This window comes from Streptomyces sp. HUAS MG91, assembly GCF_040529335.1.
GTDB lineage: Bacteria > Actinomycetota > Actinomycetes > Streptomycetales > Streptomycetaceae > Streptomyces > Streptomyces tabacisoli.
In genome coordinates this window covers 2,146,286-2,169,491 of sequence record NZ_CP159534.1, presented here as the reverse complement: position 1 = coordinate 2,169,491, position 23,206 = coordinate 2,146,286, and the positions used below count along the sequence as shown (strand labels likewise).

23 protein-coding genes and 1 pseudogene are annotated in these 23,206 nt (G+C 72.4%); 17 read left to right on the top strand and 7 right to left on the bottom strand.

What is annotated here, in order from left to right; translation table 11 throughout:
• Positions 1–71 precede the first annotated feature (71 nt).
• From ABII15_RS10085 to ABII15_RS10070, 4 genes are read left to right on the top strand one after another with little or no spacing between them, the layout of a single operon-like run.
• Positions 72–1,007, top strand: coding sequence for a PAC2 family protein (locus tag ABII15_RS10085; protein WP_353941944.1), 936 nt, complete (start codon positions 72–74; stop codon positions 1,005–1,007).
• Between the two features lie 59 nt (positions 1,008–1,066).
• Positions 1,067–1,675 carry a dephospho-CoA kinase gene (gene coaE, locus ABII15_RS10080; RefSeq protein WP_353941943.1) on the top strand — a complete coding sequence of 203 codons (609 nt, stop codon included), beginning with the start codon at positions 1,067–1,069 and terminating at the stop codon, positions 1,673–1,675.
• Positions 1,672–2,055, top strand: a complete 384-nt coding sequence (locus tag ABII15_RS10075; protein WP_353941942.1) for a DUF3592 domain-containing protein — start codon at positions 1,672–1,674, stop codon at positions 2,053–2,055. Before coaE ends, ABII15_RS10075 begins: the two co-directional genes overlap by 4 nt.
• Before the next feature lie 37 nt (positions 2,056–2,092).
• Entirely contained in the window at positions 2,093–2,500 is a 408-nt protein-coding gene (locus tag ABII15_RS10070; RefSeq protein WP_111661677.1) for a tetratricopeptide repeat protein, read from the top strand.
• 147 nt (positions 2,501–2,647) lie between these two features.
• On the opposite strand, the gene ABII15_RS10065 is transcribed toward ABII15_RS10070, so the two are convergent.
• The gene (locus ABII15_RS10065) at positions 2,648–2,914 is read right to left on the bottom strand and encodes a DUF6343 family protein (RefSeq protein WP_353941941.1); all 267 of its coding nucleotides are present in this window, start codon (positions 2,912–2,914) and stop codon (positions 2,648–2,650) included.
• A 69-nt stretch (positions 2,915–2,983) separates the two neighbouring features.
• Complete coding sequence (locus ABII15_RS10060; protein WP_353941940.1) at positions 2,984–3,886, bottom strand: SGNH/GDSL hydrolase family protein; 903 nt, start codon at positions 3,884–3,886, stop codon at positions 2,984–2,986.
• 145 nt (positions 3,887–4,031) lie between these two features.
• On the opposite strand from ABII15_RS10060, the gene ABII15_RS10055 reads away from it, so the two are divergent.
• The 4 genes and pseudogenes from ABII15_RS10055 to ABII15_RS10040 all read left to right on the top strand — a co-directional run bounded on the left by ABII15_RS10055 (position 4,032) and on the right by ABII15_RS10040 (position 7,538).
• Positions 4,032–5,258, top strand: coding sequence for a helix-turn-helix domain-containing protein (locus tag ABII15_RS10055; protein ID WP_353947009.1), 1,227 nt, complete (start codon positions 4,032–4,034; stop codon positions 5,256–5,258).
• A 23-nt stretch (positions 5,259–5,281) separates the two neighbouring features.
• Positions 5,282–6,286, top strand: a complete 1,005-nt coding sequence (locus ABII15_RS10050) for an acyltransferase domain-containing protein (RefSeq protein WP_353941939.1) — start codon at positions 5,282–5,284, stop codon at positions 6,284–6,286.
• A gap of 46 nt (positions 6,287–6,332) precedes the next feature.
• Positions 6,333–7,017: pseudogene (locus tag ABII15_RS10045) on the top strand (class I SAM-dependent methyltransferase).
• A gap of 95 nt (positions 7,018–7,112) precedes the next feature.
• The gene (locus ABII15_RS10040) at positions 7,113–7,538 is read left to right on the top strand and encodes a DoxX family protein (RefSeq protein WP_353941938.1); all 426 of its coding nucleotides are present in this window, start codon (positions 7,113–7,115) and stop codon (positions 7,536–7,538) included.
• Positions 7,539–7,615: 77 nt separating this feature from the next.
• Here ABII15_RS10040 and ABII15_RS10035 read toward each other — a convergent pair whose 3' ends face one another.
• Entirely contained in the window at positions 7,616–8,080 is a 465-nt protein-coding gene (locus ABII15_RS10035) for an RNA-binding S4 domain-containing protein (RefSeq protein WP_353941937.1), read from the bottom strand.
• 116 nt (positions 8,081–8,196) lie between these two features.
• Here ABII15_RS10035 and ABII15_RS10030 point away from each other — a divergent pair, with 116 nt between their 5' ends.
• The 3 genes from ABII15_RS10030 to ABII15_RS10020 all read left to right on the top strand — a co-directional run bounded on the left by ABII15_RS10030 (position 8,197) and on the right by ABII15_RS10020 (position 12,443).
• Positions 8,197–9,582: a M20/M25/M40 family metallo-hydrolase gene (locus ABII15_RS10030; protein ID WP_353941936.1), complete on the top strand. Its 1,386-nt coding sequence runs from the start codon at positions 8,197–8,199 to the stop codon at positions 9,580–9,582.
• Positions 9,579–11,108 carry a YfcC family protein gene (locus ABII15_RS10025; RefSeq protein WP_353941935.1) on the top strand — a complete coding sequence of 510 codons (1,530 nt, stop codon included), beginning with the start codon at positions 9,579–9,581 and terminating at the stop codon, positions 11,106–11,108. The genes ABII15_RS10030 and ABII15_RS10025 overlap by 4 nt, the downstream gene beginning before the upstream one ends.
• Positions 11,109–11,243: 135 nt before the next feature.
• A complete protein-coding gene (locus ABII15_RS10020) occupies positions 11,244–12,443 on the top strand; it encodes an MFS transporter (RefSeq protein WP_353941934.1) in 1,200 nt (399 codons plus the stop codon).
• 1 nt (position 12,444) lies between these two features.
• On the opposite strand, the gene ABII15_RS10015 is transcribed toward ABII15_RS10020, so the two are convergent.
• Positions 12,445–13,113, bottom strand: a complete 669-nt coding sequence (locus tag ABII15_RS10015) for a GntR family transcriptional regulator (protein WP_353941933.1) — start codon at positions 13,111–13,113, stop codon at positions 12,445–12,447.
• A 137-nt stretch (positions 13,114–13,250) separates the two neighbouring features.
• Between ABII15_RS10015 and ABII15_RS10010 the strand changes: the two genes are divergently transcribed.
• From ABII15_RS10010 to ABII15_RS09995, 4 genes are all read left to right on the top strand, one after another.
• Positions 13,251–14,708 carry an NCS1 family nucleobase:cation symporter-1 gene (locus ABII15_RS10010; protein ID WP_353941932.1) on the top strand — a complete coding sequence of 486 codons (1,458 nt, stop codon included), beginning with the start codon at positions 13,251–13,253 and terminating at the stop codon, positions 14,706–14,708.
• 529 nt (positions 14,709–15,237) lie between these two features.
• Positions 15,238–16,095 carry a glycoside hydrolase family 6 protein gene (locus tag ABII15_RS10005; RefSeq protein ID WP_353941931.1) on the top strand — a complete coding sequence of 286 codons (858 nt, stop codon included), beginning with the start codon at positions 15,238–15,240 and terminating at the stop codon, positions 16,093–16,095.
• Positions 16,096–16,265: 170 nt separating this feature from the next.
• Positions 16,266–16,967 carry a hypothetical protein gene (locus ABII15_RS10000; RefSeq protein ID WP_353941930.1) on the top strand — a complete coding sequence of 234 codons (702 nt, stop codon included), beginning with the start codon at positions 16,266–16,268 and terminating at the stop codon, positions 16,965–16,967.
• A 110-nt stretch (positions 16,968–17,077) separates the two neighbouring features.
• On the top strand, positions 17,078–18,058 hold the full coding sequence (locus ABII15_RS09995) for a cation diffusion facilitator family transporter (RefSeq protein WP_353941929.1): 981 nt from the start codon (positions 17,078–17,080) through the stop codon (positions 18,056–18,058).
• Between the two features lie 137 nt (positions 18,059–18,195).
• Here ABII15_RS09995 and ABII15_RS09990 read toward each other — a convergent pair whose 3' ends face one another.
• Positions 18,196–19,065, bottom strand: a complete 870-nt coding sequence (locus ABII15_RS09990; RefSeq protein ID WP_353941928.1) for a SigB/SigF/SigG family RNA polymerase sigma factor — start codon at positions 19,063–19,065, stop codon at positions 18,196–18,198.
• 252 nt (positions 19,066–19,317) lie between these two features.
• On the opposite strand from ABII15_RS09990, the gene ABII15_RS09985 reads away from it, so the two are divergent.
• Positions 19,318–20,172, top strand: a complete 855-nt coding sequence (locus ABII15_RS09985) for a nucleotidyltransferase domain-containing protein (protein ID WP_353941927.1) — start codon at positions 19,318–19,320, stop codon at positions 20,170–20,172.
• Here the strand turns inward: ABII15_RS09985 and ABII15_RS09980 are convergent.
• The gene (locus ABII15_RS09980) at positions 20,106–20,699 is read right to left on the bottom strand and encodes a 2'-5' RNA ligase family protein (RefSeq protein ID WP_353941926.1); all 594 of its coding nucleotides are present in this window, start codon (positions 20,697–20,699) and stop codon (positions 20,106–20,108) included. The genes ABII15_RS09985 and ABII15_RS09980 overlap by 67 nt on opposite strands.
• Positions 20,700–20,824: 125 nt before the next feature.
• Here ABII15_RS09980 and ABII15_RS09975 point away from each other — a divergent pair, with 125 nt between their 5' ends.
• A complete protein-coding gene (locus ABII15_RS09975; protein ID WP_353941925.1) occupies positions 20,825–22,660 on the top strand; it encodes an FUSC family protein in 1,836 nt (611 codons plus the stop codon).
• A 48-nt stretch (positions 22,661–22,708) separates the two neighbouring features.
• Here ABII15_RS09975 and ABII15_RS09970 read toward each other — a convergent pair whose 3' ends face one another.
• On the bottom strand, positions 22,709–23,164 hold the full coding sequence (locus ABII15_RS09970) for a hypothetical protein (RefSeq protein ID WP_353941924.1): 456 nt from the start codon (positions 23,162–23,164) through the stop codon (positions 22,709–22,711).
• Between the last annotated feature and the right edge of the window lie 42 nt (positions 23,165–23,206).

Genomic DNA, 23,206 nt, shown 5'->3' with positions numbered 1-23,206 from the left:
AGGGCGCGAGCGGGAATGCTCGCGCCCTCCGCGCGCGTTCCCCCTGAAGAACACGAGGAGGAGCGGTCACTGTGCTTGATCCGCAGGATTTGTACACATGGGAGCCGAAGGGCCTGGCCACGGTCGACATGGCGCTCGCCCAGGAGTCCGCCGGCCTTGTCATGCTCTATCACTTCGACGGTTACATCGACGCGGGAGAGACCGGCGACCAGATCGTCGAGCGTCTCCTCGACTCGCTGCCGCACCAGCTCGTGGCGCGCTTCGACCACGACCGGCTCGTGGACTACCGGGCCCGCCGCCCGCTGCTGACGTTCAAGCGCGACAGCTGGAGCGACTACGAGGTGCCCTCGATCGAGGTGCGGCTCGTCCAGGACGCCACCGGCGCGCCCTTCCTGCTGCTGTCCGGCCCCGAGCCGGACGTGGAGTGGGAGCGGTTCGCGGCGGCCGTCGAGCAGATCGTGGAGCGCCTCGGCGTCCGGCTCGCGGTGAACTTCCACGGCATCCCCATGGGCGTGCCGCACACCCGGCCCGTCGGCCTCACCCCGCACGGGAACCGCACGGACCTGGTGCCCGGGCACCGCAGCCCCTTCGAGGAGGCGCAGGTGCCGGGCAGCGCCGAGGCGCTGATCGAGTACCGGCTGACGCAGGCCGGGTTCGACGTGCTCGGTGTCGCCGCGCACGTTCCGCACTACATCGCGCGCTCCGCGTACCCGGACGCCGCGCTCACCGCTCTGGAGGCGGTCACCGCCGCGACCGGTCTGGTCCTGCCGGGCATCGCGCACGCGCTGCGCACCGAGGCGCACCGCACGCAGACGGAGATCGACCGGCAGATCCAGGAGGGCGACGAGGAGCTCGTCGCGCTCGTCCAGGGACTTGAGCACCAGTACGACGCGGCGGCCGGCGCGGAGTCGCGGGGCAACATGCTGGCGGAGTCGATGGAGATCCCCTCGGCGGACGAGATCGGCCTGGAGTTCGAGAGGTTCCTGGCGGAGCGGGAAGGCGACTAGGCTCGTCGCAAGGACGCTCCCCGCGGGCCGGGGTGCCGAGGCGAGTGGGAGGCGCGGACTTGTTGTCTGTGGGCTTGACCGGGGGAATCGGTTCCGGCAAGAGCGAAGTGTCGAGGCTCCTGGTGGAGCGCGGCGCGCTCCTGATCGACGCCGACCGCATCGCCCGTGAGGTCGTCGAGCCCGGCACACCCGGGCTCGCGGCGGTCGTCGAGGCGTTCGGCGACGACATCCTCACGGCGGACGGCACGCTCGACCGCCCCAAGCTGGGGTCGATCGTCTTCGCCGACTCCGACAAGCTGGCCACTCTCAACGCGATCGTGCACCCGCTGGTCGGCGCGCGCTCCGCGGAGCTCCAGAAATCGGCGGGACCGGACTCGGTCGTCGTCCACGACGTACCGCTCCTCGCGGAGAACGCTCTGGCGCCGCTCTACGACCTGGTCGTCGTGGTGGACGCGAGCGCCGAGACCCAGCTCGACCGGCTGACCCGGCTGCGCGGCATGAGCGAGGAGGACGCGCGGGCCCGGATGGCCGCCCAGGCCACCCGTGAGAAGCGGCTCGCCGTCGCCGACGTCGTGATCGACAACGACGTGTCCCTGGACCGGCTGCGGGAACAGGTCGACGCGGTCTGGGCCGATCTGGTGCGCCGGGCGCACGCCGCGTCGAAATGATCGTTCTGGCGGCGTTCACCGCGATGGGCGGCCTCGTCGCCCTCCTCGCGGGCGCCTACGGACTTCAGCGCACCCGGCGCGTGAAGGTGGCGGGGAACGTGGTCGAGGCGCTGGTCAAGCCGCCGCAGCCCGGGTCCGACCGGCCGCTGCTGCAGTTCGCGACCGGCGACGGCCAGGTCGTCGAGGTCGTCTCGCCGGTCCCGGCGGGCAAGCGGCTGCCGCTGCCCGTCGGCGGCGTCGTCCGCGTCGCCTACGACACCGAGGACCCGCGCGAGACCGTGCTGCTCGGCGGGGAGCGGCCCGGTGTGGACCGCAGTTTCATGATCGCCGGGGCCGTGCTCGTCCTGACCGGGATGGTGCTCGCCGTGTCGCTGGGCTGAGTGTCCTGACGGTGCGGGGCGGGCAGGAATAGCCCTCATGGGCCACGGCGTTGACGTGGTCGACACCGGAAGGGAGCACACCGTGTCCGACGCCACCCCGGAGACGCACGTCATCGACTACCGCGCCGCCGAGCAGCTGCTCGCCGCGCGGGACCCCCGCGGTGCGGTGAAGCTGCTCGACGATGTGATCGCCGCGCATCCGGAGAACACCGCCGCGCGGCTGCTGCGGGCGCGCGCCTTCTTCGCCGCCGCGCAGTTGCGCGCCGCTGAGCTGGAGTTCTCCATCGTCCTCGAGCGCGAGCCGGACAACGCGTTCGCGCACTTCGCGCTGGCCCGCACCTATGAGCGCTGGGCGCGGCCGCAGCAGGCCCGGCGGCACTTTCGGCTGGCCGCCGCGCTGGATCCGCAGCCGGAGTATGTGGCGGCGGCGCGGTTCGACGACTGACGCGGTTTTCGGCTGCCTGGTTGCTGGTGGGGCGGCGGGTGGCGGTTGTGCGGGGTTCTCGCGCAGTTCCCCGCGCCCCTTCGGGGGCGCCTTCTCGGCTGTCGGGTGACCCGTCGTGGTCGCTTCTCGCGCAGTTCCTCGCGCCCCTTAGGGGGCGCCCTTTCTGTAGGGCGGGATGTCGTGGCCCGGCTGGTAGTGGGGGCCCTGGCGGATGTGGCGGGTGATCATGAAGAGGTCGATCGTCGTGATCAGCCAGAGGGCGCCGCAGGCCAGCGCCCAGCCGGGGCGGTGGGCGAAGAGGAACGCCACGGTGCCGGCCGTCGTCCAGAGCAGGCCGAACAGGGCCAGGCCCAGCCGCAGGCGCAGCGGGCTGCGGGCGGTGACCGGTTCGTCACCGGTCCGGATCAGATGCATGGCCGTCACCTCCGTACGGTGAAGAGGCACCCCTTCCAGGGTGCCTCTTCGTGTCACGGCGCGGGAGCGTCAGCCTCCGATGTGCGTACCGATGAAACGGGCGTACGCGGCCTCGCCGAGGGCGTTCGGGTGCAGCGGCGCCGCCGGGGCCGTCGGCACGAACCCCTCCACCCACTTGGTGCCGATCGCGCGGCAGGCGTCGTGATCCGCGCTCGGGGTGCGCACGTCCACGTACTCGGCGCCGTGCGCGGCGGACTGCGCGGCGATCACCGAGTTGAGATGGTCGACGCTGCCCTGGAGCCAGTCGGCGTCCTTGCCGAGGACCGGGACCAGCGGCCAGCAGCCGCCCTTCTTGATGTAGTCGCCGTAGCCGGTGACCAGCACGCGGGCCTGCGGTGAGCGCTGGTGGACCGTGTCGAGGACGGCCGCGAGCTTCGGGCCGAACGCCTCGATCCGCTGGGCGACCTTGTCGACGCCGTCCACGACGAACTTCTTCTGGCAGCTGTCCGCCGTCGGGTCGAGTTGCATACAGTCCTGGGCGACGCCGACCAGGCCCGCGTCGTTGCCGCCGATCGTGAGCGTCACCAGCGTGGTGTCGGCGCTGAGCGCGTCGAACTGGGGCGCGGCCGTGCCCATGTCGACGCCCAGCAGGGACAGCTTCTGCGGGGTGGACATGTCGTCGGTGTCCGCACCGGAACAGGTCACGTCACGGAACGTCGTCACCTTCAGCTGATCGGCCAGCAGGTGCGCGTAGTTGCGGGTGGAACGGCCGCAGGCCAGCGGGCCCGTGATCGGCGGCACCAGCGGGCCCGAGGCCATCGAGTCGCCGAGCGCCACGTACACCTGGGGCGTGGCGGCGCCGGCCTGCGCGGTGCCCGCGCCGAGCGTCGCCAGGGCCGCGACGGCGACGAGCGCGGCTCCCAGACCTTGTCTGCTGCGGCCCGAAAGTCCCTTGCTGCGAAGAGAGTTCACGGTGCGGCTCCCTGAATCTCACGGTGGGGCATGGATGGGGTCGCCGCACATGATGCAGACTCGTGGGGCAGCGCTTAACTGGTCGGTAACGCAGACTTACCGGGGGAAAGTTGTGACGCGTGACAAGGCTGGGGCCACGGGCCCACTGATCGTCGCGGGCGTCCCGGCCGCCGCGCGGCTGCGGGCCCGCGTCCCCGCCCTCACCCGGCGGGTCGTCACCCGGCTGCGCAGCGAACTCCCCGTCTACGCCGAACTGCCCGGCGAGGAGATCGCCGGGGACATCGCCGACATCGTGCAGTACACGCTGCGGCTGCTCGCCGACGTCATCGAGCACCGCAGACCTGCCACCGACGCCGAACTCGCCCAGCAGCGCGACTCCGCGGCCCAGCGCGCCGAGGAGGGCGTCCCGCTGGACGCGATCCTCACCGCGTACCAGATCGGTACGGCGATGTGCTGGGCCGAGCTGTCCCAGGACGCCCGCCCCGCCGAACTGCCCGATCTCAAAGAGGCCGTCGACCGGATCATGGTGCTCCAGCAGCAGGTGACCTCCGCCGTCAGCCGCGCCTACCTCCAGGCCCGCGCCATCCTCGACAGCCAGGAGCACGGCGGGCGGCACGCCCTGCTGGCCGCGCTGCTCGCGGGCGAGACCGGTGATGTCGAGCGGCGGCCCGGCGTCCAGCGGCCCGCCGCCCTCTACGCCGCGCTGACCCTGCGCCTGGGCACCCACCCCGACGAGACGCTGCCCGGCCCCGGCGCGGGCGTCGCCGCCCGGCGCAAGATCCGCCGGGTCCGCGCCGCCCTCGACGCGTTCGGCGCGGGCACCGGCGAACCCGCCCTGACCTCGCTCGACAGCTCCGGCGGCACCGCGCTGCTGCCGCTCGCCGAAGCGCCGCCCTGGACCGGCCTGTGCGCCCTGATCGACGCGGCGGAGCGCGCGGCCGGTGTCCCCGTGACCGCCGCCGCGGCCGTCGTCGAGCCCGCCGCGGTGGCCGCCGCCGTCGCCGAGAACACCGAGATCGTCGACCTGGTGGAGCGCACCGGACGCGGCCCGGGCCTGTACCGGCTCGCCGACGTCCTCCTCGACTACCAGCTCAGCCGCCCCAGCGTCGCCCTCGAAGGTCTCGCCCTGCTCCTGCGACCCCTCGACGGCAAACCGGAACTGCTGCACACCCTGGAGACCTATCTGCGGCACGGCCTGGACCGGCGCGGCTGCGCCGCCGCCCTGCACATCCACCCCAACACCGTGGACTACCGCATCCGCCGCATCGCACGCCTCACCGGCCTCTCGCCCTCCCGGCCCGCCGATCTCCAGCACCTGACGGCGGCACTGGTGGCGCGGCGCGCGCGTACTTTGGATCAACGACCGGGCTGACCGGGCCGAACGAAGGAGACAGTGTGCCGGACCTGCTGGAGACGCTCGCGGGCGACAAGGAGTGTGCCGCCTGGCTCGCCGCGCTGGACGACCCCGCGATACCCCGCCTCGCGGCCGCCCTGCCGTCCGACCTCGACCTGCCGGACATCCTGCTCGACCTGGCCGTCCCGCACGAGGACATCGCCCAACTGCTCGCCCTGCACCGCGAGATGACGGACTCCGCCGAGCTGACGGAGCTGCTGGAGCGGGCCGTCAGCGGACTGTTGTGGCGGCTCGGGACACCGGGGGAGGGGACGGGCCTGCCGGACGTCCCGGCCGCGGCGGGGGCGCTCGGCCGCTGCTTCGCCGTGTTCGTGTTCGTGGCCGCGCTGCCGCACGTGCGCGCCCTCCACCACGAGCTGGGCATCCCCGACGACGTCTCCCGGCACACGCTCGCCGACCTCGGCCGCAACCTCGCCGTGCACCGCCGGCGGCTCGGCACGACCGGACTGCTCGTGCCGTGGTGGCCGACCCGGCACTTCCGCGGCGAGCTCTACCAGTTGGGGCGGCTCCAGTTCGAGCGGCAGCGGCTGGGGGAGCGGACCGGGGCGGCGGTCGCGGCCGCCGGCGGCGGCGCGGGCCCCGGCGATCCGTGCCTGAGCGTGCACATCCCGGACTTCCGCGGCCCCTTCACCCCGCGCGCCTGCGACGACTCGATCGCCCGCGCCCGGGAGTTCTTCGCACGGCACTTCCCGTCGGAACCGGTGCGGGTCGCCGTCTGCCACTCCTGGCTGTTGGACGAGCAGTTGCGGCGGTACCTGCCGGCCGACTCCAACATCGTCCGCTTCCAGGAGCGGTTCGAGCTGATCCGTACGCCACCGGGGACCGCGCCCGAACCCGAGGACGACACACCGGTCGCCTTCGTCTTCGGCGGCACCGGGACCCCGCGCGCCGAGCTCCCGCGCCGCACCGGCCTCCAGCGCGCCGTGCTCGGCCACCTCGACGCGGGCGGCCACTGGTACCTGGGGCACGGCTGGTTCCCGATGTGAGGAACCGCGGGTGGGGCCCGGGCGTTCCCTGTGCATGAGCCTTGAGATGCGTACCGGATACGAAGGGACCGGACCGGGCGCCATCACGCCCGACGGTTGCGCGGTGGAGCTCTACTCGAGACTGCCCGTCGAGGACGAGCCGGACATCGTCGCGGGCGCCGTGCCCGCAGGCGCCCGCGTGCTCGAACTGGGCTGCGGGGTCGGCAGGGTGACGCACGCGCTGCTGGAGCGCGGCTTCGAGGTCACGGCGGTGGACGAGTCGCCCGACATGCTGGAGCGGGTCCGCGGCGTCCGCACGGTCCGCTCCACCATCGAGGGCCTTGGACCTCGGCACGGAGAAGTTCGACGTCGTGCTGCTCGCCTCGATCCTGGTCAACACCGGGGACCCGGCGGTGCGGCGCGGGATGCTCGACACGGTCCGGCGGTACGTCGCCGACGACGGCTGCGTGCTGATCCAGCGGGTGCGCGACGGCGCGTACGAGAACCTGCCGAAGGAGCGCCGCTTCGAGGACACGGGGTTCACCATCCGCATGGTGTCGTCGGAGCCGATCGGCGGCGGGGTGCGCTCGACGAAGGTGGAGTACCTGTTCCCGGACGCCGTGTGGACCCAGACGTACCGGATCCTGCCCATGACCCCGGAGGAGTTCGAACAGGCGCTGGCGGAGGCCGGCTTGAAGGTCGACCGCTATCTCACCGACGACCGGGTGTGGGTCCGGGTGGTGCCCGTCTGAGGCGGGGCCCGGCGGGGCGATGAGTTCCGGGGGCGGGCCCGGTCTGAAGTGGTGACAGCGACCGACCGCTCGCTCCCACCGCTCAGGAGACCGTCATGACGAACCTCACCGCCGCCCCGGCCGCCGCCCCCGTCCGCTCCCGTCGCGCCCGGATCGCGCTGAACACGACGGCGATCGTGCTCGCCGCGTTCTTCGCCGTCGCGAGCGCCCTGCCCAAGCTCTTCGCGGTGTCCGCGGCGGTCGACTCCTTCGACACGATCGGCTGGGGCGCCCCGGGCATGTACACCATCGGCGCGCTCGAACTCGCCGGTGCCGTCGCCCTGTTGGTACCCGTCCTGTCGGGCGTGGCGCCGATCGCGCTGAGCGCCCTGATGGTCGGCGCGTGCGTCACCCAGATCGTCGTCTTCGACGGGGAGAACGCGGCGACACCGCTGATCCTGATGGTGCCCCTCGTCGTCCTCGCGTGGGTGCGGCGGGAGAAGAACCGGGAGCTGCTGGCGCTGGTGCGCCGTGCCGCCTGAGCCGTCGGCGCCGGGCCGGGGTCCGCCGCGGGCGGCCCCGGCTCAGTGCTGCCCGGGGAGCCGCGGGGAAGCCCCGCTCAGTGCTCGTCCGGGGCGGTGTCCTCGCCCGGCCCCTGGCCGAAGATGCCGCGCAGGCGCTCCAGTTCCCGGCGGTCGCGCTTGGTGGGGCGGCCCGTGCCGCGGTCACGGATGCCGACCGGCGCCACGACCTCGCGGGGCGGGGGCGGCGGGCTGTTGTCGACGTACGCCTCGACGGCGACCGGCGCGCTGACCCGCTTGCGCAGCAGCCGCTTCACCACGACCACCCGCTCCTGGTGACCGGGCTGGCGCAGCCGCACCTCGTCACCGACGCGCAGCGCGTACGCGGGCTTCGCGCTCGTCCCGTTGACCTTGACGTGCCCGCCCTTGCAGGCCGCGGCGCCCGCCGAGCGCGTCTTGACCAGCCGCACGGACCAGATCCAGCTGTCGACGCGCACACTCTCGCCACCGGGCGGCCCCGGTTCCTTCGGGGCTTGCGGCGTCTGCGTTGTCTTCGCTGCCATGCCCCGACCTTAATCCCGTTGCCGCCCCCGTCGGCGAGCCACGGACGAACCGCCCCGCCCCGACCCGGATAATCCGGACGAACCACGCATACAACACAGTGAGGGGCGTGTACGTCATGGCAGATCCGCAGGGCTCCCTTGACCCCCGGGCGGCGGCCGACCGGCTGATGGACGGGCTGCGGGCCGACCTGGAGCGGCTCGCCAGGATCCCGTCGATCGCCTTCCCCGGCTTCCCCGCCGAACCGGTCCGGGAGGCCCACGACCTCCTCGTCGGCCTGCTCCGCGACGTCGGTGTCGAGCACATCGAGACCATCGAACTGCCCGACACCGCCCCGGTGATCTTCGGCGAGATCCCGCCGCCGACCCCGGACGCACCGACCGTGCTGCTCTACTCGCACTACGACGTCCAGCCGCCCGGCGACGAGAGCCTGTGGGAGTCCCCGCCGTTCGAGCCGACCCCGGTCCGGGAGGGCGGCGAGGAAGGGCTGCGGGCGCGCGGCATCGCCGACGACAAGTCGAACGTCATCGCGCACCTCGGCATGCTCCGGGCCTTCGGCGGCCGCCCGCCGGTCGGCGTCAAGATCGTCTTCGAGGGTCAGGAGGAGTACGGCAGCCCCTTCGACGAGTACCCGCCCACCGACCCGGAGCGGTTCGCCTGCGACGCCATGGTCATCGCCGACCTCGGCAACGTCCGCCCCGGCACCCCCACCCTCACCACCGGCCTGCGCGGCGCCGCCGAGGTGATCGTCGAGGCCCGCACCCTGAAGGAACCGCGCCACAGCGGCGAGTTCGGAGGCGCCGCCCCCGACGCCCTGCTCGTCCTCCTCAAGGCCCTCGCCACCCTGCACGACGTGCACGGGGACGTCGCCGTCGAGGGCCTGCGCCGCGACGAGTGGACCGGCGCCGGGTTCACCGAGGACGAGTTCCGCGACCTCGCAGGCGTCGAGGCGGGCCTCCCGCTGCTCGGCAGCGGCACCCTCGGCGAGCGCCTGTGGAGCGGCCCCGCGATCACCGTCATCGGCATCGACGCCCCGAGCGTCGACCACGCCGCGTCCGCCGTGGTCCCGTACGCCCGCGCCAAGCTCAACCTCCGCTTCCACCCGCGGCAGGACCCGCGCGAGGCCCGGGCGGCGCTGGCCGACCACCTCAGCGGCCTCAAGCCGTTCGGCGTCCCGCTCACCGTCACCCCGGGCGACACCGGCCCCGGCTACGAGGCCGCCACCGACGGCCCGGCCTACCGCGCCGCCCGCGCCGCGCTCGCGACGGCGTGGGGGACCGAGGCCTCGTACATCGCGACGGGCGGCTCCATCCCGCTGGTCAACGGGCTCGCCCAGGCCGCCCCGCAGGCCGAGGTGCTGCTCTTCGGCGCCCAGGACAACCAGTGCAACCTGCACGCGCCGAACGAGCGCGTCCTGCTGTCCGAGCTGCGCGCCACGGTCGTCGCGATGTGCGCGTTCGTCACCGAGTACGCGGCGGACTTCACGCGCGAGGGCCGGGCATGAGCACCGCGACGGCACAGCCGCCGGAGACCTCCCCGCCGGAGAAGAAACGGAAGTTCACCTTCCCCAGCGCCCTCACCGTGCTCGCCGTCGTCACGATCGCGGTGTGGCTGCTGGCCTTCCTGATCCCCTCCGGCCAGTACGACCGCAACGACGCCGGCGCCCCGGTCGAGGGCACCTACCACCGCGTCCCCTCCGGCCAGTCCTTCGTCGACCGCCTCAACGACCTCTTCCTCTCCCCGGTCAACGGCCTCTACGGCATCCAGGACGCCAAAACCTCGCTCGTCGGCCCCGACAACTCCGGTGACCTGTACGGCAGCGCCGGGGTCTTCCTGTTCGTCCTCGCCATCGGCGCGTTCATCACCGTCGTCTTCGCGACCGGCGCCCTCGACCGCGGCATCGGCCTGCTCGCCCACCGGCTGCGCTCGCGCGGGGCGCTGCTCATCGCCGGTGTCATGGTGGTCTTCTCGGTGCTCGGCACGGTCGAGGGCTTCGCCGAGGAGACCCTCGGGTTCTACGGCCTGATCGTGCCGCTGATGCTCGCGCTCGGCTACGACCGGATGACGGCGGTCGGCGCGATCATCCTCGGCGCCGGGGTCGGCGTGCTGTGCTCGACGGTCAACCCGTTCGCGACCGGCGTCGCCTCCTCCGCCGCCGACATCTCCCTCGGCGACGGCATCGTGCTCCGCTTCGTGATGTGGGTGGTGCTCACCGCGGTGACGGTCGCCTACGTCATCCGGTACGCGCGGCGCGTGCAGAAGAACCCGGACCGCTCGCTCTCCGGGTTCCTGCCGGGGGACCGCGAGACCTCGGACGCCGCCGAGGGGGAGGTGCCCGAGCTGACCCGGCTGCACCGGGCCGTCCTCGTCGTCACGGCCCTCGTCTTCGCCTTCATGATCTTCTCGGTCGTGCCCTGGGCGAGCGCCCTGACCGGCGACGCGGACGCGACCCCGTACGGCTTCGAGCTCGGCTGGTCCTTCCCGCAGCTCGCGGCGCTGTTCCTGTGCGCGGCCGTGCTCGTCGGGCTGGTCGCACGGATGGGGGAGCAGAAGATCAGCTCCACGATCATCCAGGGCGCCGCCGACTTCGTCTCGCCCGCGCTGGTCATCCTGCTGGCCCGCGGCGTCACCGTGATCATGAACAACTCGAAGATCACCGACACCGTGCTGCACGCCATCGAGGGCGTCGTGAAGGGCACCTCATCCGGCATCTTCGCGATCATCGTCTTCGTCGTGAACCTGCCGCTGGCCTTCCTCATCCCGTCCACGTCCGGGCACGCCACCCTCGCCATGCCGATCCTCGCCCCGCTCGCCGACTTCGCCGGCGTCTCGCGCGCGGTCGTCGTCACCGCCTGGGAGGCGGCCAGCGGCTGGATGAACCTGTGGGTGCCGACCACCGCCGTCACCATCGGCGGCGTGGCACTCGCCAAGGTCGGCTACGACCGCTACCTGCGCTTCGTGTGGCCGCTGCTCGCCCTCCTGTTCATCCTGATCTGCGTGTTCGTGGCGCTGGGAGCCGCGTTCACGTAACCCTCGGAACACGTCACGGGGCCGTCGTCGTAGGCGGCGCGTTCGGTCGGCGGGCGGCGCGGCCCGCCGGTGCGCCCGCCACCGAACGGAGCAACAGATCAGGTGCGGACAGGTCACCCTTCCTAGCGTGAGAGGGTGACGCCAACGGAGACTCCGCAGCACCCCAAGCCCCCGGTCGCCGCCTACCGCAACCTGGCCGTGGCCACGGTGGGCTTCGCGCTCACCTTCTGGGCCTGGAACCTGATCGCGCCGCTCGCCGGTGTCTTCGGCTCGGACCTGGGCCTCAGCTCGTTCGCCCAGTCCTTCCTCGTCGCGGTGCCCGTGCTCGTCGGCTCGCTCGGCCGCATCCCGGTCGGCGCCCTCACCGACCGCTACGGCGCCAAGCTGCTGTTCCCGCTGATCTCGGCGCTCACCATCATCCCCGTGCTGCTCGTGATCCCGGCCCGGCACAACTTCCTCGCGATGATCCTCGTGGGCTTCCTGCTGGGCCTCGGCGGCACCACCTTCGCCATCGGCATCCCGCTGGTGAACTCCTGGTTCCCGCCCGCCCACCGCGGCCTCGCGCTCGGCATCTTCGGCATGGGCATGGGCGGCGTCGCCCTGTCCGGCTACTTCACGCCGCGCATCGCCAAGCACGGCGAGAACCTGCCGTTCATCGTCGTCGCCATCGCGCTGGCCGCGTACGCGGTCCTGGCGGCCGCCCTCATCACCGACCACCCCGACCGGACGATCCCCACGACGTCCCTGGGCAAGCGGCTCGGCTCCGCGGGCCGGCTCCGCGTCACCTGGGAACTCTCCGCCCTCTACGCGATCGGCTTCGGCGGCATCGTCGCCTTCGGCGTGTACCTGCCGACGTACCTGAAGACCTGGTACGAGCTCAGCCCCACCGACGCGGGCACCAAGGCCGCCGGCTTCGCCCTGGTCACCGTCATCTTCCGGCCGATCGGCGGCTGGCTCTCGGACCGCGTCCACCCGGCCGTCGTCACCTCCTGCGCCCTTGCCGTCGTCGCCCTCTTCGCGATCCTCCAGGCGTTCGACCCGCAGCTGAACCCGATGGGTACGATCTGCTTCCTGCTGATGGCGGCGGGCCTCGGCACCGCGAGCGGCTCCGTCTTCGCCCTCGTCTCGCAGGTCACCCCGCAGCCGCAGGTCGGCTCGGTCACCGGCATCGTCGGCGCGATGGGCGGCCTCGGCGGCTTCGTCCCGCCGCTCGTCATGGGCGCCATCTACAGCGCCAAGGACTCGTACTCCATCGGCTTCATGCTCCTGTCCGACCTGGCGCTCGCCGGATGCGTGTACGCGTACGGGCGGATGCGGACCATCAGGCCGGAGTGAGTCACGCCGGGCCCGGCGCCCCGTCCGCGTCTCCGAAGAGGTGGCGCACCGTGGAGCGGTAGTTGGTCCGTACGTGGGCCAGCGCCACCGCCCGCGCCCGCTCCGCGTCCCCGGCGGCCACGGCCGCGTACAGCTCACGGTGCTCGGCGAGCTGCTGCGGCCACTCCTCGTTGCGCCGGGTCAGCCAGCGCAGGCGCCCGGCGACCGGCTGCATGACGGTGACGAGGAGGCCGTTGCCGGCCAGGGCGAGCAGGTCGTCGTGGAAGAGGGAGTTGACCTCGGTCAGCGTCTCGGCGTCGTCCGCGCGGGTCGCCCCGGCGGCGCGGTCGAGCAGCAGGGCGAGCCGCGCCAGGTCGTCCCCGGTCGCCCGCTCGGCGGCGAGCCCGGCCGCGTAGACCTCCAATGCCTCCCGCAGCTCGAAGAGTTCGGCGACATCGGCGCGGGTGAGCGTGCGCACGACCGCGCGCCGGGGCGTGTCGAAGGTGACGAACCCCTCGGCGACCAGCGCCCGTACGGCCTCGCGCACCGGCACCCGTGACACCCCGAACCGCTCGGCCAGCTCCCGCTCGACCAGCCGGTCACCGGGCCGCAGCCGGCCGGCGACGATGTCGTCGCGCAACGCGCCGAGCACGCGCTCGCGCACCGCCCCCAGGGGTTCAGGCGTCCTCATGCCCCCATCCTCGCCGATCCGCGCCGCGGTGATTTACCGAGACGTAACTGCGCGGATATTGCCGGGAGTTGCCGCGAGCGGGACCATGGCGGCGCTTTGGTATACCAAAGTGGTGTCCCAGGACCCAGGAGGCTCTCATGTCCGTGGCCGAACCGGTGAAGGCGTCGTCGTGGAGCGGCGGTGACTTCGTCCCCGACCCCCGTCTGGTCAACGAGGACCTGGCGCCCGCGGGCGACAAGGAACGCACCTGGAAGGTCTACGACCTCTTCGCCCTGTGGATGTCCGACGTCCACAACCTCGGCAACTACACGTTCGCGGCAGGCCTGTTGGTGCTCGGCCTCAACGCCTGGCAGATCTTCACGGCGCTGCTCATCGGCTTCGTGATCATCTATGCGGGCTGCAACGCGATGGGCCGCATCGGCCAGCGCCACGGCGTGCCGTTCCCGGTCGTCAGCCGGATCGGCTTCGGCGTCTGGGGCGCCAACATCCCCGCGCTGGTCCGGGCCGTGATCGCCATCATGTGGTACGGCATCCAGACGTATCTGGCGTCGGTGGCGGTGAACGTGATGGTGCTCGCCGCGTTCCCCGGCATGGAGTCGTGGACGCGCCACTCCTTCCTCGGCCTGCACGCGCTGGGCTGGGCGTCCTTCCTCGCGTTGTGGCTGGTGCAGTTCCTGATCATCACGCAGGGCATGGAGTCGGTCCGCAAGTTCCAGGACTTCTGCGGCCCCGCGATCTGGGTCGTGATGCTCGCCCTGGCGGTCTGGATCTGGGCGAAGGCGGGCTGGACGATATCGCTCACCACCACCCCGCACCCGGTCTCGGCGGGCGAGCAGTTCCGGCAGTGGTTCGGCGCGATCGGCCTGATCCTCGCGACCTACGGCACGCTGATGCTCAACTTCTGCGACTTCTCGCGCTTCGCGCCCGACTACAAGACCGTCCGGCGCGGCAACTTCTGGGGTCTGCCCATCAACTCCACGGCGTTCGTGGTCCTTTCGGTGGTGGTGACGGCGGGCAGCGTCGAGGTCTTCGGCGAGGCGATCACCGATCCGGCGATGCTCGTCGCCCGGATCGGCAACACCTGGGTCCTGATCTTCGGCGCGCTGACCTTCGCCATCGCCACGATGGGCGTGAACATCGTCGCCAACTTCGTCTCCCCGGCCTACGACTTGGCGAACGTCTGGCCGCAGAAGATCACGTTCAAGGTCGGCGGAGCGATCTCGACGGTGGCGGCGCTCGTGGTGACCCCGTGGAACCTGTACTCGAACCCCAACGTCGTGAACTACTTCCTGGGCGGCCTCGGCGCCTTCCTGGGCCCGCTGTTCGGCGTCATCATGCTCGACTACTTCTGGGTGAAGCGCGGCAGGATCGACACCGCCGCGCTCTTCGACGCGACGCCGGGCTCGCGCTACTACTACCGCCGGGGCGTGAACCCGAAGGCGCTCGCGGCCTTCGTCCCGTCGGCGGCGCTCGCCGTCGTCCTGGCCCTGGTGCCGTACTTCGACGAGGTCGCGGCGTACTCGTGGTTCATCGGGACCGCGGTGTCGGCGGGCCTGTACGCCGTGATCTGCCGGTCGGAGCGGGCCGCCGCCTGACCCGGGGCGCGGGGCGCGGCCGAACGAGTGCAATCGGGGGCAACCCGGCCCGTCGCGGGGCCTGTTGGGCCGGGCCCCCGACGATCATCCGGCCATGCTCATGTCTCCGCGCCCTGTCCTGGGCGCTCTGCTGACCGCGTTCCTCACTCTGACTCCGGCGACGGTGGCGGGCCCTTCGGGGGGTCCGGGTGCTTCGACGGGGGCCGTTCCTTCGACGGGGCCGGCCTTCTCGGGGGGTTCGGTCTTTTCGGCGGGCCCGGTTCCCTTGGACGGTTCGGCTTTCTCGGCGGGACCGGTCTCCCCGGCGGGCCCGGCCCCCTTGGACGGTTCGGCTTTCTCGGCGGGACCGGTCTCCCCGGTGGGTTCGGCCTCCTTGGCGGGTTCTGCCTTCTCGGCGGGGCCTGCCTCCTCGGAGGGTTCGGCTTTCTCGGCGGGTCCGGCCCGCTCGGAGGGTTCGGCCTTCTCGGCGGGTCCGGCCCGCTCGGACGGTTCGGCCGCATCCTCGGTGGGCCCGGCCGCCACGTTCTGGGTGGACCCGAACACGGCGGCGGCCCGCCAGGCGGCGGCCTACCGCAAGCAGGGCAGGCAGGCCGACGCCCGCCTCATCGACCGCATCGCCACCCGCCCCCAGGCGGCCTGGCTCAACGGCGCGAACCCCGGCCCGGCCGTCCGCTCCGTCACCCTGACCGCGACCCGCGCCCACCGCACCCCGGTCCTGGTCGCGTACCACATCCCGCACCGCGACTGCGGCCTGCACTCGGCGGGCGGTGCCGGTGACGCGGCGGCCTACCGCGCGTACATCAACTCCTTTGCCTGGGGCCTCGGTTCACGTTCCGCGTACGTGATCGTGGAGCCGGACGCGGTGGCCTCCACGGTGGCGGGCTGCGCCGGCGCCGACACCAAGGAGCGCAACGCGCTGCTGGCCTACGCGGTGAACCGGCTCTCGGCGCTCCCGCGCACCCGGGTCTACCTGGACGCGGGGAACGCCAGCTGGATCCCGGACGTGTGGCAGCTGGCGGCTGCGCTGCGGGCGGCGGGCGTGGGCAAGGCCGACGGGGTGGCGCTGAATGTCTCCAACTACCGTACGAACGCCGAGACATCGGCCTACGGGCGGCGCCTCGCGACGGCCCTCGGCGGCGGCAAGCACCTCGTCATCGACACCAGCAGGAACGGCAACGGCCCCTACCGGGGCGCCGACGCGTGGTGCAACCCGCCCGGCCGGGCGCTGGGCGTGGCGCCGACCACGCGCACCGGGGACCCGCTGGTGGACGCGTACCTGTGGGTGAAGCGGCCGGGGGAGTCGGACGGGACGTGCCGGGGCGGTCCGGTGGCGGGAGCCTGGTGGGCGGCCAAGGGCCTTGAGTTGGCGCGAAACGCTCGCGGCTGACGGAAACCGCACTGTTTTGGGCAGTATTTTGCGGAATGCCGCCGTCCGGGTGTTTCCGTGATCGCGTGGGGTAACCGGGCGTTTCTCCAACCTGAACACTCGGTGAGCGGGGGCGGAAGCACCCGCGGAAAGGCGGTCCGATGCGCATCGCGCGGACAGTCGCAGCGTGCATGGTCGCAGGCATATCCGTCACCGGCCTGGCCGCGTGCGGCGGCGGGGACGACGGCGACGACGCGTTCAAGGGGGACAGCGCGGACAAGATCGCCGACAAGGCGGTGGCCGCCACGAAAGCGGCCGAGTCCCTGCACATGAAGGGCAAGGTCAGCCAGAGCGGCGGCGAGTCGATGGTCATCGACCTCGCGGTCGACCAGGAGAAGAACTGCCAGGGCACGGTGACCATGTCGGGCGCGAAGGCCGAGGTCAGACATGTGAAGGCCACGTTCTATCTGAAGGGCGACGAGCAGTACTGGCGCACCAGCCTCAAGCAGCAGCCCGGTGCCGACAAGATCGTGCCCAAGGTCGCCGACAAGTGGGTCAAGATGCCCGCCCAGGACAACCAGATCACCGGTCTGTGCGACAAGCAGGGCCTGCTCGCCGCGATGGACGAGGACAAGTCCGAGCGCAAGGGTCTGAAGAAGGGCGACACGAGCACCATCGACGGGACGAAGGCGCTGGCCCTGCACAAGAGCAAGGGGGACGAGAAGTCGACCCTCTACGTCGCCACCGAGGGCAAGCCCTACATCCTCAAGGTGACCACCACCGGCGGCAGCGAGCCGGAGACGACCACGTTCTCCGACTACGACAAGCCCGTGAAGCCGGAGCAGCCCGCGGCCGGCGACACGGTCGACCTGAAGCAGCTCGCGGCCCAGTAGTCACCGGTGTGTCGGCCGGTGGGAGTGCCGGGTTTACGGGCATCGGCCCCGGTTATCCGGAAGGACGCTGCCAAGCGTTTCCCTCTCCCCGACGACTGCGAGATGCCGACGTGACCGATACACCGACCGACACATCATCCGAGCCGGAGCCCTCATCGGAGGATCGCAAGACGCGGTTCACGGTGCTGGTGGCACTCGGCGCGAATCTGCTGATCGCCGTCGCCAAGGCGGTCGGCGGACTCTTCGCCGGGTCGCCCGCGCTGCTCTCCGAGGCGGCCCACTCGGTCGCCGACAGCCTCAACGAGGTGTTCCTGCTCGCCGCGCTGCGGCGCAGCAGGCGCCCGGCCGACCGCCAGCACCCCTTCGGGTACGGCAAGGAGCGGTTCTTCTGGTCGCTCCTCGCCGCCGTCGGGATCTTCGTCATGGGCGGCTGCTTCTCCTTCTTCCAGGCGTACGAGGCGTTCACCCAGGGCGGCGCCGAGGAGTCGAAGAGCGGGTTCGTCGTCGGGCTCGCGGTGCTGGGCGTCGCCTTCCTCGCCGAGGGCACCTCACTGGCCCGCGCCGTGCACCAGGTGCGCAAACAGCCCGGCGACGGCATCGGCTCGGACCCGGCGCTGCGCACCGTGCTCGCCGAGGACGCCACCGCCGTCATCGGCGTCGTACTGGCGGCCGCCGGTCTGGTGCTGCACCGCACCACGGGCCACATCGAGTGGGAGGCGACCGCGTCGCTGATCATCGGCATCCTGCTGGTGTTCGTCGCCTACCGCCTCGGAAGCAGCGCCCGGGACCAGCTGATCGGCGAGGGCGACCCGCAGCTGCACCACGACATCCAAGAACTGCTCGACGCCCAGCCGGAGATCGAGGCCGTCGCGGCCCTGCACATCATGCGCCTCGGCATGGACTCGACGCTGGTCGCGGCCCGCGTCGATCTGGTTCCCGGCCTGGAGAGCGAGCAGCTGGAGCTGGTCAGCGAACGCATCAAGCGGACGGTGCACGAGCGCTGGCCGGAGGCCGACCAGATGTTCCTGGACGTGGTCGAGGCGCCGACGGGTGTGTGGGAGAGCCCGGCGGAGGGCGCCCGCACCGGGTGACCGGCCCGTCCGGCCACCGAAAAGGCTCTGGCCGCCCGTTCGAACGGGCGGCCAGAGCCTTTGTCAGTACTTCTTGTCAGTACTTCTTGTCAGTACTTCTTGTCAGTACTTCTTGTCAGTACTTCGGGGGCGGGCTGTCACTCGGCGGCCATCAGACCGGCGCGGAGCTTGCCCACGACCTTGGTGATCAGACGGGAGACGTGCATCTGCGAGTAGCCGAGCTCGTCGGCGATGTCCTGCTGGGTGCGCTCCTCGACGAAGCGCAGATGGATCAGACGACGGTCCCGCTCGTCCAGATCCGCGACCAGCGGCGCGAGGGAGTGGAAGTTCTCGACGAGCTCGAACCGGTCCTCGTCGACGCCGATGAAGTCGGCCAGCATGGTGTCGGACTCGTCGTCCGAGCCGTTGACCGCCGCGTCGAGGGAGACGCTGTTGTAGCCGTTGGACGCCTTCTGCGCCTCGGCGACCTCCGACACGTCGAGCTGCATCAGCTCGGCCAGCTCCGCCGTCGAGGGCGTACGGCCGAGGCGCGTGTGCAGCTCCTCGGTGGCCTTGGACAGCTCTATCCGCGCCTCCTGGAGCCGGCGCGGCACGTGCACGGCCCACGACGTGTCGCGGAAGAAGCGCTTGATCTCACCGACGATGTAAGGAACGGCGAAGGAGGTGAACTCGACCTCGCGGGACAGCTCGAACCGGTCGATCGCCTTGATCAGACCGATCGTGCCGACCTGGACGATGTCCTCCATCTCCTCCTGGCCGCGGTGCTTGAAGCGCGAGGCCGCGTACCGCACCAGGGAGAGGTTCATCTCGATCAGCACATTGCGCACGTAGCTGTACTCGTGCGTGCCCTCTTCGAGCTGGGCGAGACGGTCGAAGAAGTGCTTGCCCAGTTCGCGGGCGTCCTTCGGCCGCACGGAGGCGGGATCGGCGTAGGCGCGCTCGATCAGACTCGCCTCGACCTGACCGGCCGTGATGTGCGCCTGTTCGTGAACTGCCACGGTACTCATTGCCGCCAGTCCTGCCTCTCGTCGTGTGAATAATTCTCCCCGCACGCCTGCGGTTACCCCGGACTCATGCGTACATACATACGATACGGCGCGTCTTGTGGGGCTCTTCGACGGCATGTGCTTCCTGCTCAGGGGCGCGGGCGTGGGTTCTTCCTGTTCCAGCCGGTCCTGTTTCGCCAACGCCACCGGTTCCGGATGCGGTTGATGACCCTGCAATCGAACTGTGTGGGTGGTGTCTGGATACTGTGCCCCATGCCCGTACCCCCTGACGCCACGACGGCCGCCGACGCCGCCTTCCTCGACCGCCTCGCCGACACTCTCGCCGCCCTCCCCGGAGTCCATGCCGTCTCCCTCGGCGGCTCCCGCGCCCAAGGCACCCACACCGCCGACAGCGACTGGGACACCGCCGTCTACTACCGGGGCGGCGAGGGGCTGTTCGCGCCGCGGTATCTGCGGGCGGTCGGGTGGGAGGGGGAGGCCAGCGAGATCGGCGGGTGGGGCGGCGGGGTGTTCAACGGCGGGGGATGGTTCAGCGTCGAGGGGCGGCGCGTCGACGTGCACTACCGCGATCTCGACGACATCGAGCGGGTGCTGGCCGACGCCGAGGCCGGGCGGTTCCGGGTGGAGCCGCTGATGTTCCACCTCGCCGGGATCCCGAGCTACCTCGTCGTCGCCGAACTCGCCGTCAACCGCGTCCTGCGCGGCACGGCGCCGAAGCCCGACGGATACCCGGAAGCGCTGCGCCGCACCGCGCCCGAGGAGTGGTGGGGGCGGGCCCGGATCACCCTGCACTACGCGCGGGCCGGGAACGCGCCGAAGGGCGGGCGGACCGAGGTCGTCGGGGCCGTCGCCGTCGCCGCCCAGTCCGCCGCGCACGCCGTGCTCGCCGCCCGCGGGGAATGGGTGACCAACGAGAAGCGGCTGCTGGAGCGGGCCGGACTGCGGGACATCGACGCCATTGTCAGCGACCCCGGCCTCGGGCTCGTCGAACTCGTCGACCGGGCCGAGGAACTGCTGGCCGCCGCTGTCGCCGAAGCCCGTCAGGCCGTGCCCGACGGAGCCGTGCCCGACGGCGGCGTTCCCGACGGAGCCGGGCCCAACGGATAGGCGCGCAGATCCCGCCACGGGGTTCCGGGCCCGTCCGACACGATCAGGCGCACCTCGGTGACCGGTGCGCGGAGCGGGAGATGCGGGGCGAAGTCGGCGTCTGGAATGCCGTCGGTGCCCGCGCCGCTCGCCAGGGTCAGATGCGGGTCGAGGCCCGCGTCGCCGAAGACGCCGCGATAGGGGACCGCTTCCGGCCACCTCCGCCGCAGCGCCCCGGTGAGCGCGCGCAGCGGACCGGCGGGGGACGGGGCCAGGTAGAGGACGCCCGGCCAGCGCGACAGCTCGCCGAAGTGGAGAGTGAAGGCCGGGACCGCCGCGAACAGCTCCCGCAGCGCCCCGTCCGTCTCCCCGGTGACCCGGGGCAGCGGCAGGAACGGATAGAGGACCGTCACATGCGCCCGCGCCGGAGTGCGGACCAGATGGTCCGCCTCGGGGACGTGGATCGTGAGGGCCGTGTCGCCGGGGGCGTCCGGCCAGCCGGCGTCGTCGGCCGTGTGAGGGGCGTCACTGGTCGAGGGTGTGGGCACGGTCAAGTGTCACATTGCGGAAATGCGGGCGTTCCTTCCCCTCCATGAACTGCCGTTACCGTAGAAGGACCAGTTCAGGTCTGGCCGATGTCGTCCGGTACCCCCGTGTACGACAGGAGCCCGTCTTGCCCCGCCGCCCGCTTCCGCCCTGGCTCGGGCACGCCCTGCGCGCCCAGCGCGCCCCGGTCCCGTGGCCCGCCGTCCTGCGCGGCGCGCTCGCCGCCGGACCGCTGCTCCTCGCCGGTGTCCTCGCCGGGAGCCCGTCCAGCGGCGTCCTGCTCGCCCTCGGCGCCATGCTCGCCGGAGTCAACGACCGGCCCGGCCCCCGGCTCGCCGCCCTCACCCGGCTCGGCGGACCCGCGCTCGCCGGTGGCGCGGGCATGATCGTCGGGACGGCCCTCAGCCCGTTCGCGGGAGAAGGGGGCGGCGTCGGGTACGGCGTGGTGATCGTCGCCGCGTTCGCCGTGCTCGGGCTCCTCGGCGGCGCGGTCAGCGCCGTCGGCCCCGTCGCGTCCGCCGCCGGTACCCAGGTACTGGTGACCGTGGCCGTCGGCGCCGGGATGCCGTTGCCGGAGCCCGGCTGGCAACGGGCGCTGCTGTTCGTCGGCGGCGCCGCCTGGCTGATCGCCCTGCGCGTCGCACTGCCCTCGCCCGCCGCCCGCACCGGAAAGCCGACGGGCCGCCGCCCCGGCCGCGGACTCGGCTATCTCTACGACGGTGAGCGCGTCGCCGTCGCCGCGGTCTACGAGGCCGTGGCCCAGCTCATCGAGGCCGCCGGGCGGACCGACTCCCGGAATCGCCGCGCCGCCCTGACCGCCGCGCTCGACCAGGCCCAGGACGCCCTGCGCGGCGGACGCGGAGGCGGCGCCGCGACCCGGAAACTGCGGGCGCAGTACGCCGCCGCGCTCCCGCTCGCCGAGGCCGCCACCGCGCTGGCCTGGACCGGAAAGACCGTGCCCGGGCGGGCCGCGGAAGGGCCGCGCCGGCTCGCCGCCGCCGTACGGACCGGCTCCCCGGTGGGGCCGCTGCCCGCGCCCGCCCGCCGCGACGCGGGCCTGCGCGCGCTCGACGAGGCGCTGCTGCGGGCCGCCGAGGTGTTCGACGGAGGCAGGGCGCCCGCCCAGCCGCGGCACCGGAACAGCCCCCGGACCGTGCTGCGCAGAGCGGCCGGGCCCGGCGGGCGCGAGTACGGGCTCCGCGTCGGGCTCTCCTTCGGGGCCAGCGCCGCCGTCGCCCAGGCACTCCATCCCCTGCACTGGTACTGGCTGCCCGCCACCGCCGTCTTCCTCGTCAAGCCCGACCTCGGGCCGCTCGCCTCGCGCGTCCTGTGCCGGGCCGCCGGAACCGTCGCGGGCGCCGCCGCGTTCGCCGGACTCGCCGCGCTGCTGCCCCGCCCCGCCGGACTCGTCGCGCTCGTGGCGCTGTGCGGGGCGCTGATCCCCGTGGCCACACGGCACTTCGCCGCGCAGACCGCGGTCGTCACCGTGCTCGTGCTGTCCCTCGTCATGGTGGGCGGCGAACCGCAGGCGTCGGCGGGACGGATCACCGAGACGCTGCTGGCCTGCGCCATCGTGCTGGTCGCCGGGCACCTTCCGGGGCCCGGCGCCCACCGCGGCGGCGGCGTGCGGGTGCGGGTCGCCGCCGCGCGCGAGGCCGCCCACGCCTACGTACGGTACGTATTGAGCGAGGACTCCGGGCGGCCGCAGGACCGGGCCAGGCGGTGGGCGCTGCGCCGCGAGGCGTACCGGACGCTGGCCCAGGCCCGGGCCGCCGTCGACCTCGCCGCCGCCGAACTGCCCGTCGTGGCCCGGCACTCGGACGGCGCGCGCCGGGTGACCGTCGTGCTGGAACGGCTCGTCGACACCACCACCGCGTGCGCGGTCCAGGTCGACGACACGGGAAGCGTGCCGCCGCAGTGCGCCCAACGCATCGGCGGCCTCCTCGCGGAACTGGCCGCCTAGCCCCTGTCCGGTCGATCGTGAGGGCATTGATGCCGGTTGCCGCCCACCTCAGTGCCGGGGTCGCACGAAAGTGGGGCGCAGCGCCGGCGGCAGATCGTCCGTGTGCCCGAAGACGAGGACGTGGTCCGGGTTCATGGTGTCGTTGTCGGGGGTCACGAGGAGCCCCGCGCGGATCAGCACCTCGATCAGCGTGGATCGCATCCGCAGGCCGTCCAGTCCCGGGCGCCTGACCTCGGGAGCCCCTGGTCGTCCTGCGGCCAGGGCCTCCACCGCCGCGTCCAGTACGTCGTCCGACGCGCGCCAGCTCACCGAGACCGCGGCGGAGGCAAGTTCGGCGTCGGGTTCGGTACGGACCACGGCGCCGGAGGTCGCGGGCTCGTCAACGCCTTCCCGCCAGGCGGGCAGTCCCGCCCGGCGCAGGGCGGAGACCGTCCGGTCGGCGAGTGCGGCCCGGGCGGCGAGGTCTTCCTCCGAGGCCCGGAGGAATCCGAAGTCGTCGGTCACTGTGGTCGCTCGCTCTCTGGGTGGGGTTGTGAACCTCCGCGC

Bases quoted from the DNA above. Each gene is read 5' to 3' on its own strand.
- ABII15_RS10070 (WP_111661677.1), top strand. From the start codon at position 2,093: ATGGGCCACGGCGTTGACGTGGTCGACACCGGAAGGGAGCACACCGTG.
- ABII15_RS10010 (WP_353941932.1), top strand. From the start codon at position 13,251: ATGTCCGTGGCCGAACCGGTGAAGGCGTCGTCGTGGAGCGGCGGTGAC.
- ABII15_RS10075 (WP_353941942.1), top strand. From the start codon at position 1,672: ATGATCGTTCTGGCGGCGTTCACCGCGATGGGCGGCCTCGTCGCCCTC.
- ABII15_RS10000 (WP_353941930.1), top strand. From the start codon at position 16,266: ATGGTCGCAGGCATATCCGTCACCGGCCTGGCCGCGTGCGGCGGCGGG.
- ABII15_RS09985 (WP_353941927.1), top strand. From the start codon at position 19,318: ATGCCCGTACCCCCTGACGCCACGACGGCCGCCGACGCCGCCTTCCTC.
- ABII15_RS10065 (WP_353941941.1), bottom strand. From the start codon at position 2,914: ATGCATCTGATCCGGACCGGTGACGAACCGGTCACCGCCCGCAGCCCG.
- ABII15_RS10015 (WP_353941933.1), bottom strand. From the start codon at position 13,113: ATGAGGACGCCTGAACCCCTGGGGGCGGTGCGCGAGCGCGTGCTCGGC.
- ABII15_RS09990 (WP_353941928.1), bottom strand. From the start codon at position 19,065: ATGAGTACCGTGGCAGTTCACGAACAGGCGCACATCACGGCCGGTCAG.
- ABII15_RS10030 (WP_353941936.1), top strand. From the start codon at position 8,197: ATGGCAGATCCGCAGGGCTCCCTTGACCCCCGGGCGGCGGCCGACCGG.
- ABII15_RS10035 (WP_353941937.1), bottom strand. From the start codon at position 8,080: ATGGCAGCGAAGACAACGCAGACGCCGCAAGCCCCGAAGGAACCGGGG.
- ABII15_RS10025 (WP_353941935.1), top strand. From the start codon at position 9,579: ATGAGCACCGCGACGGCACAGCCGCCGGAGACCTCCCCGCCGGAGAAG.
- ABII15_RS10040 (WP_353941938.1), top strand. From the start codon at position 7,113: ATGACGAACCTCACCGCCGCCCCGGCCGCCGCCCCCGTCCGCTCCCGT.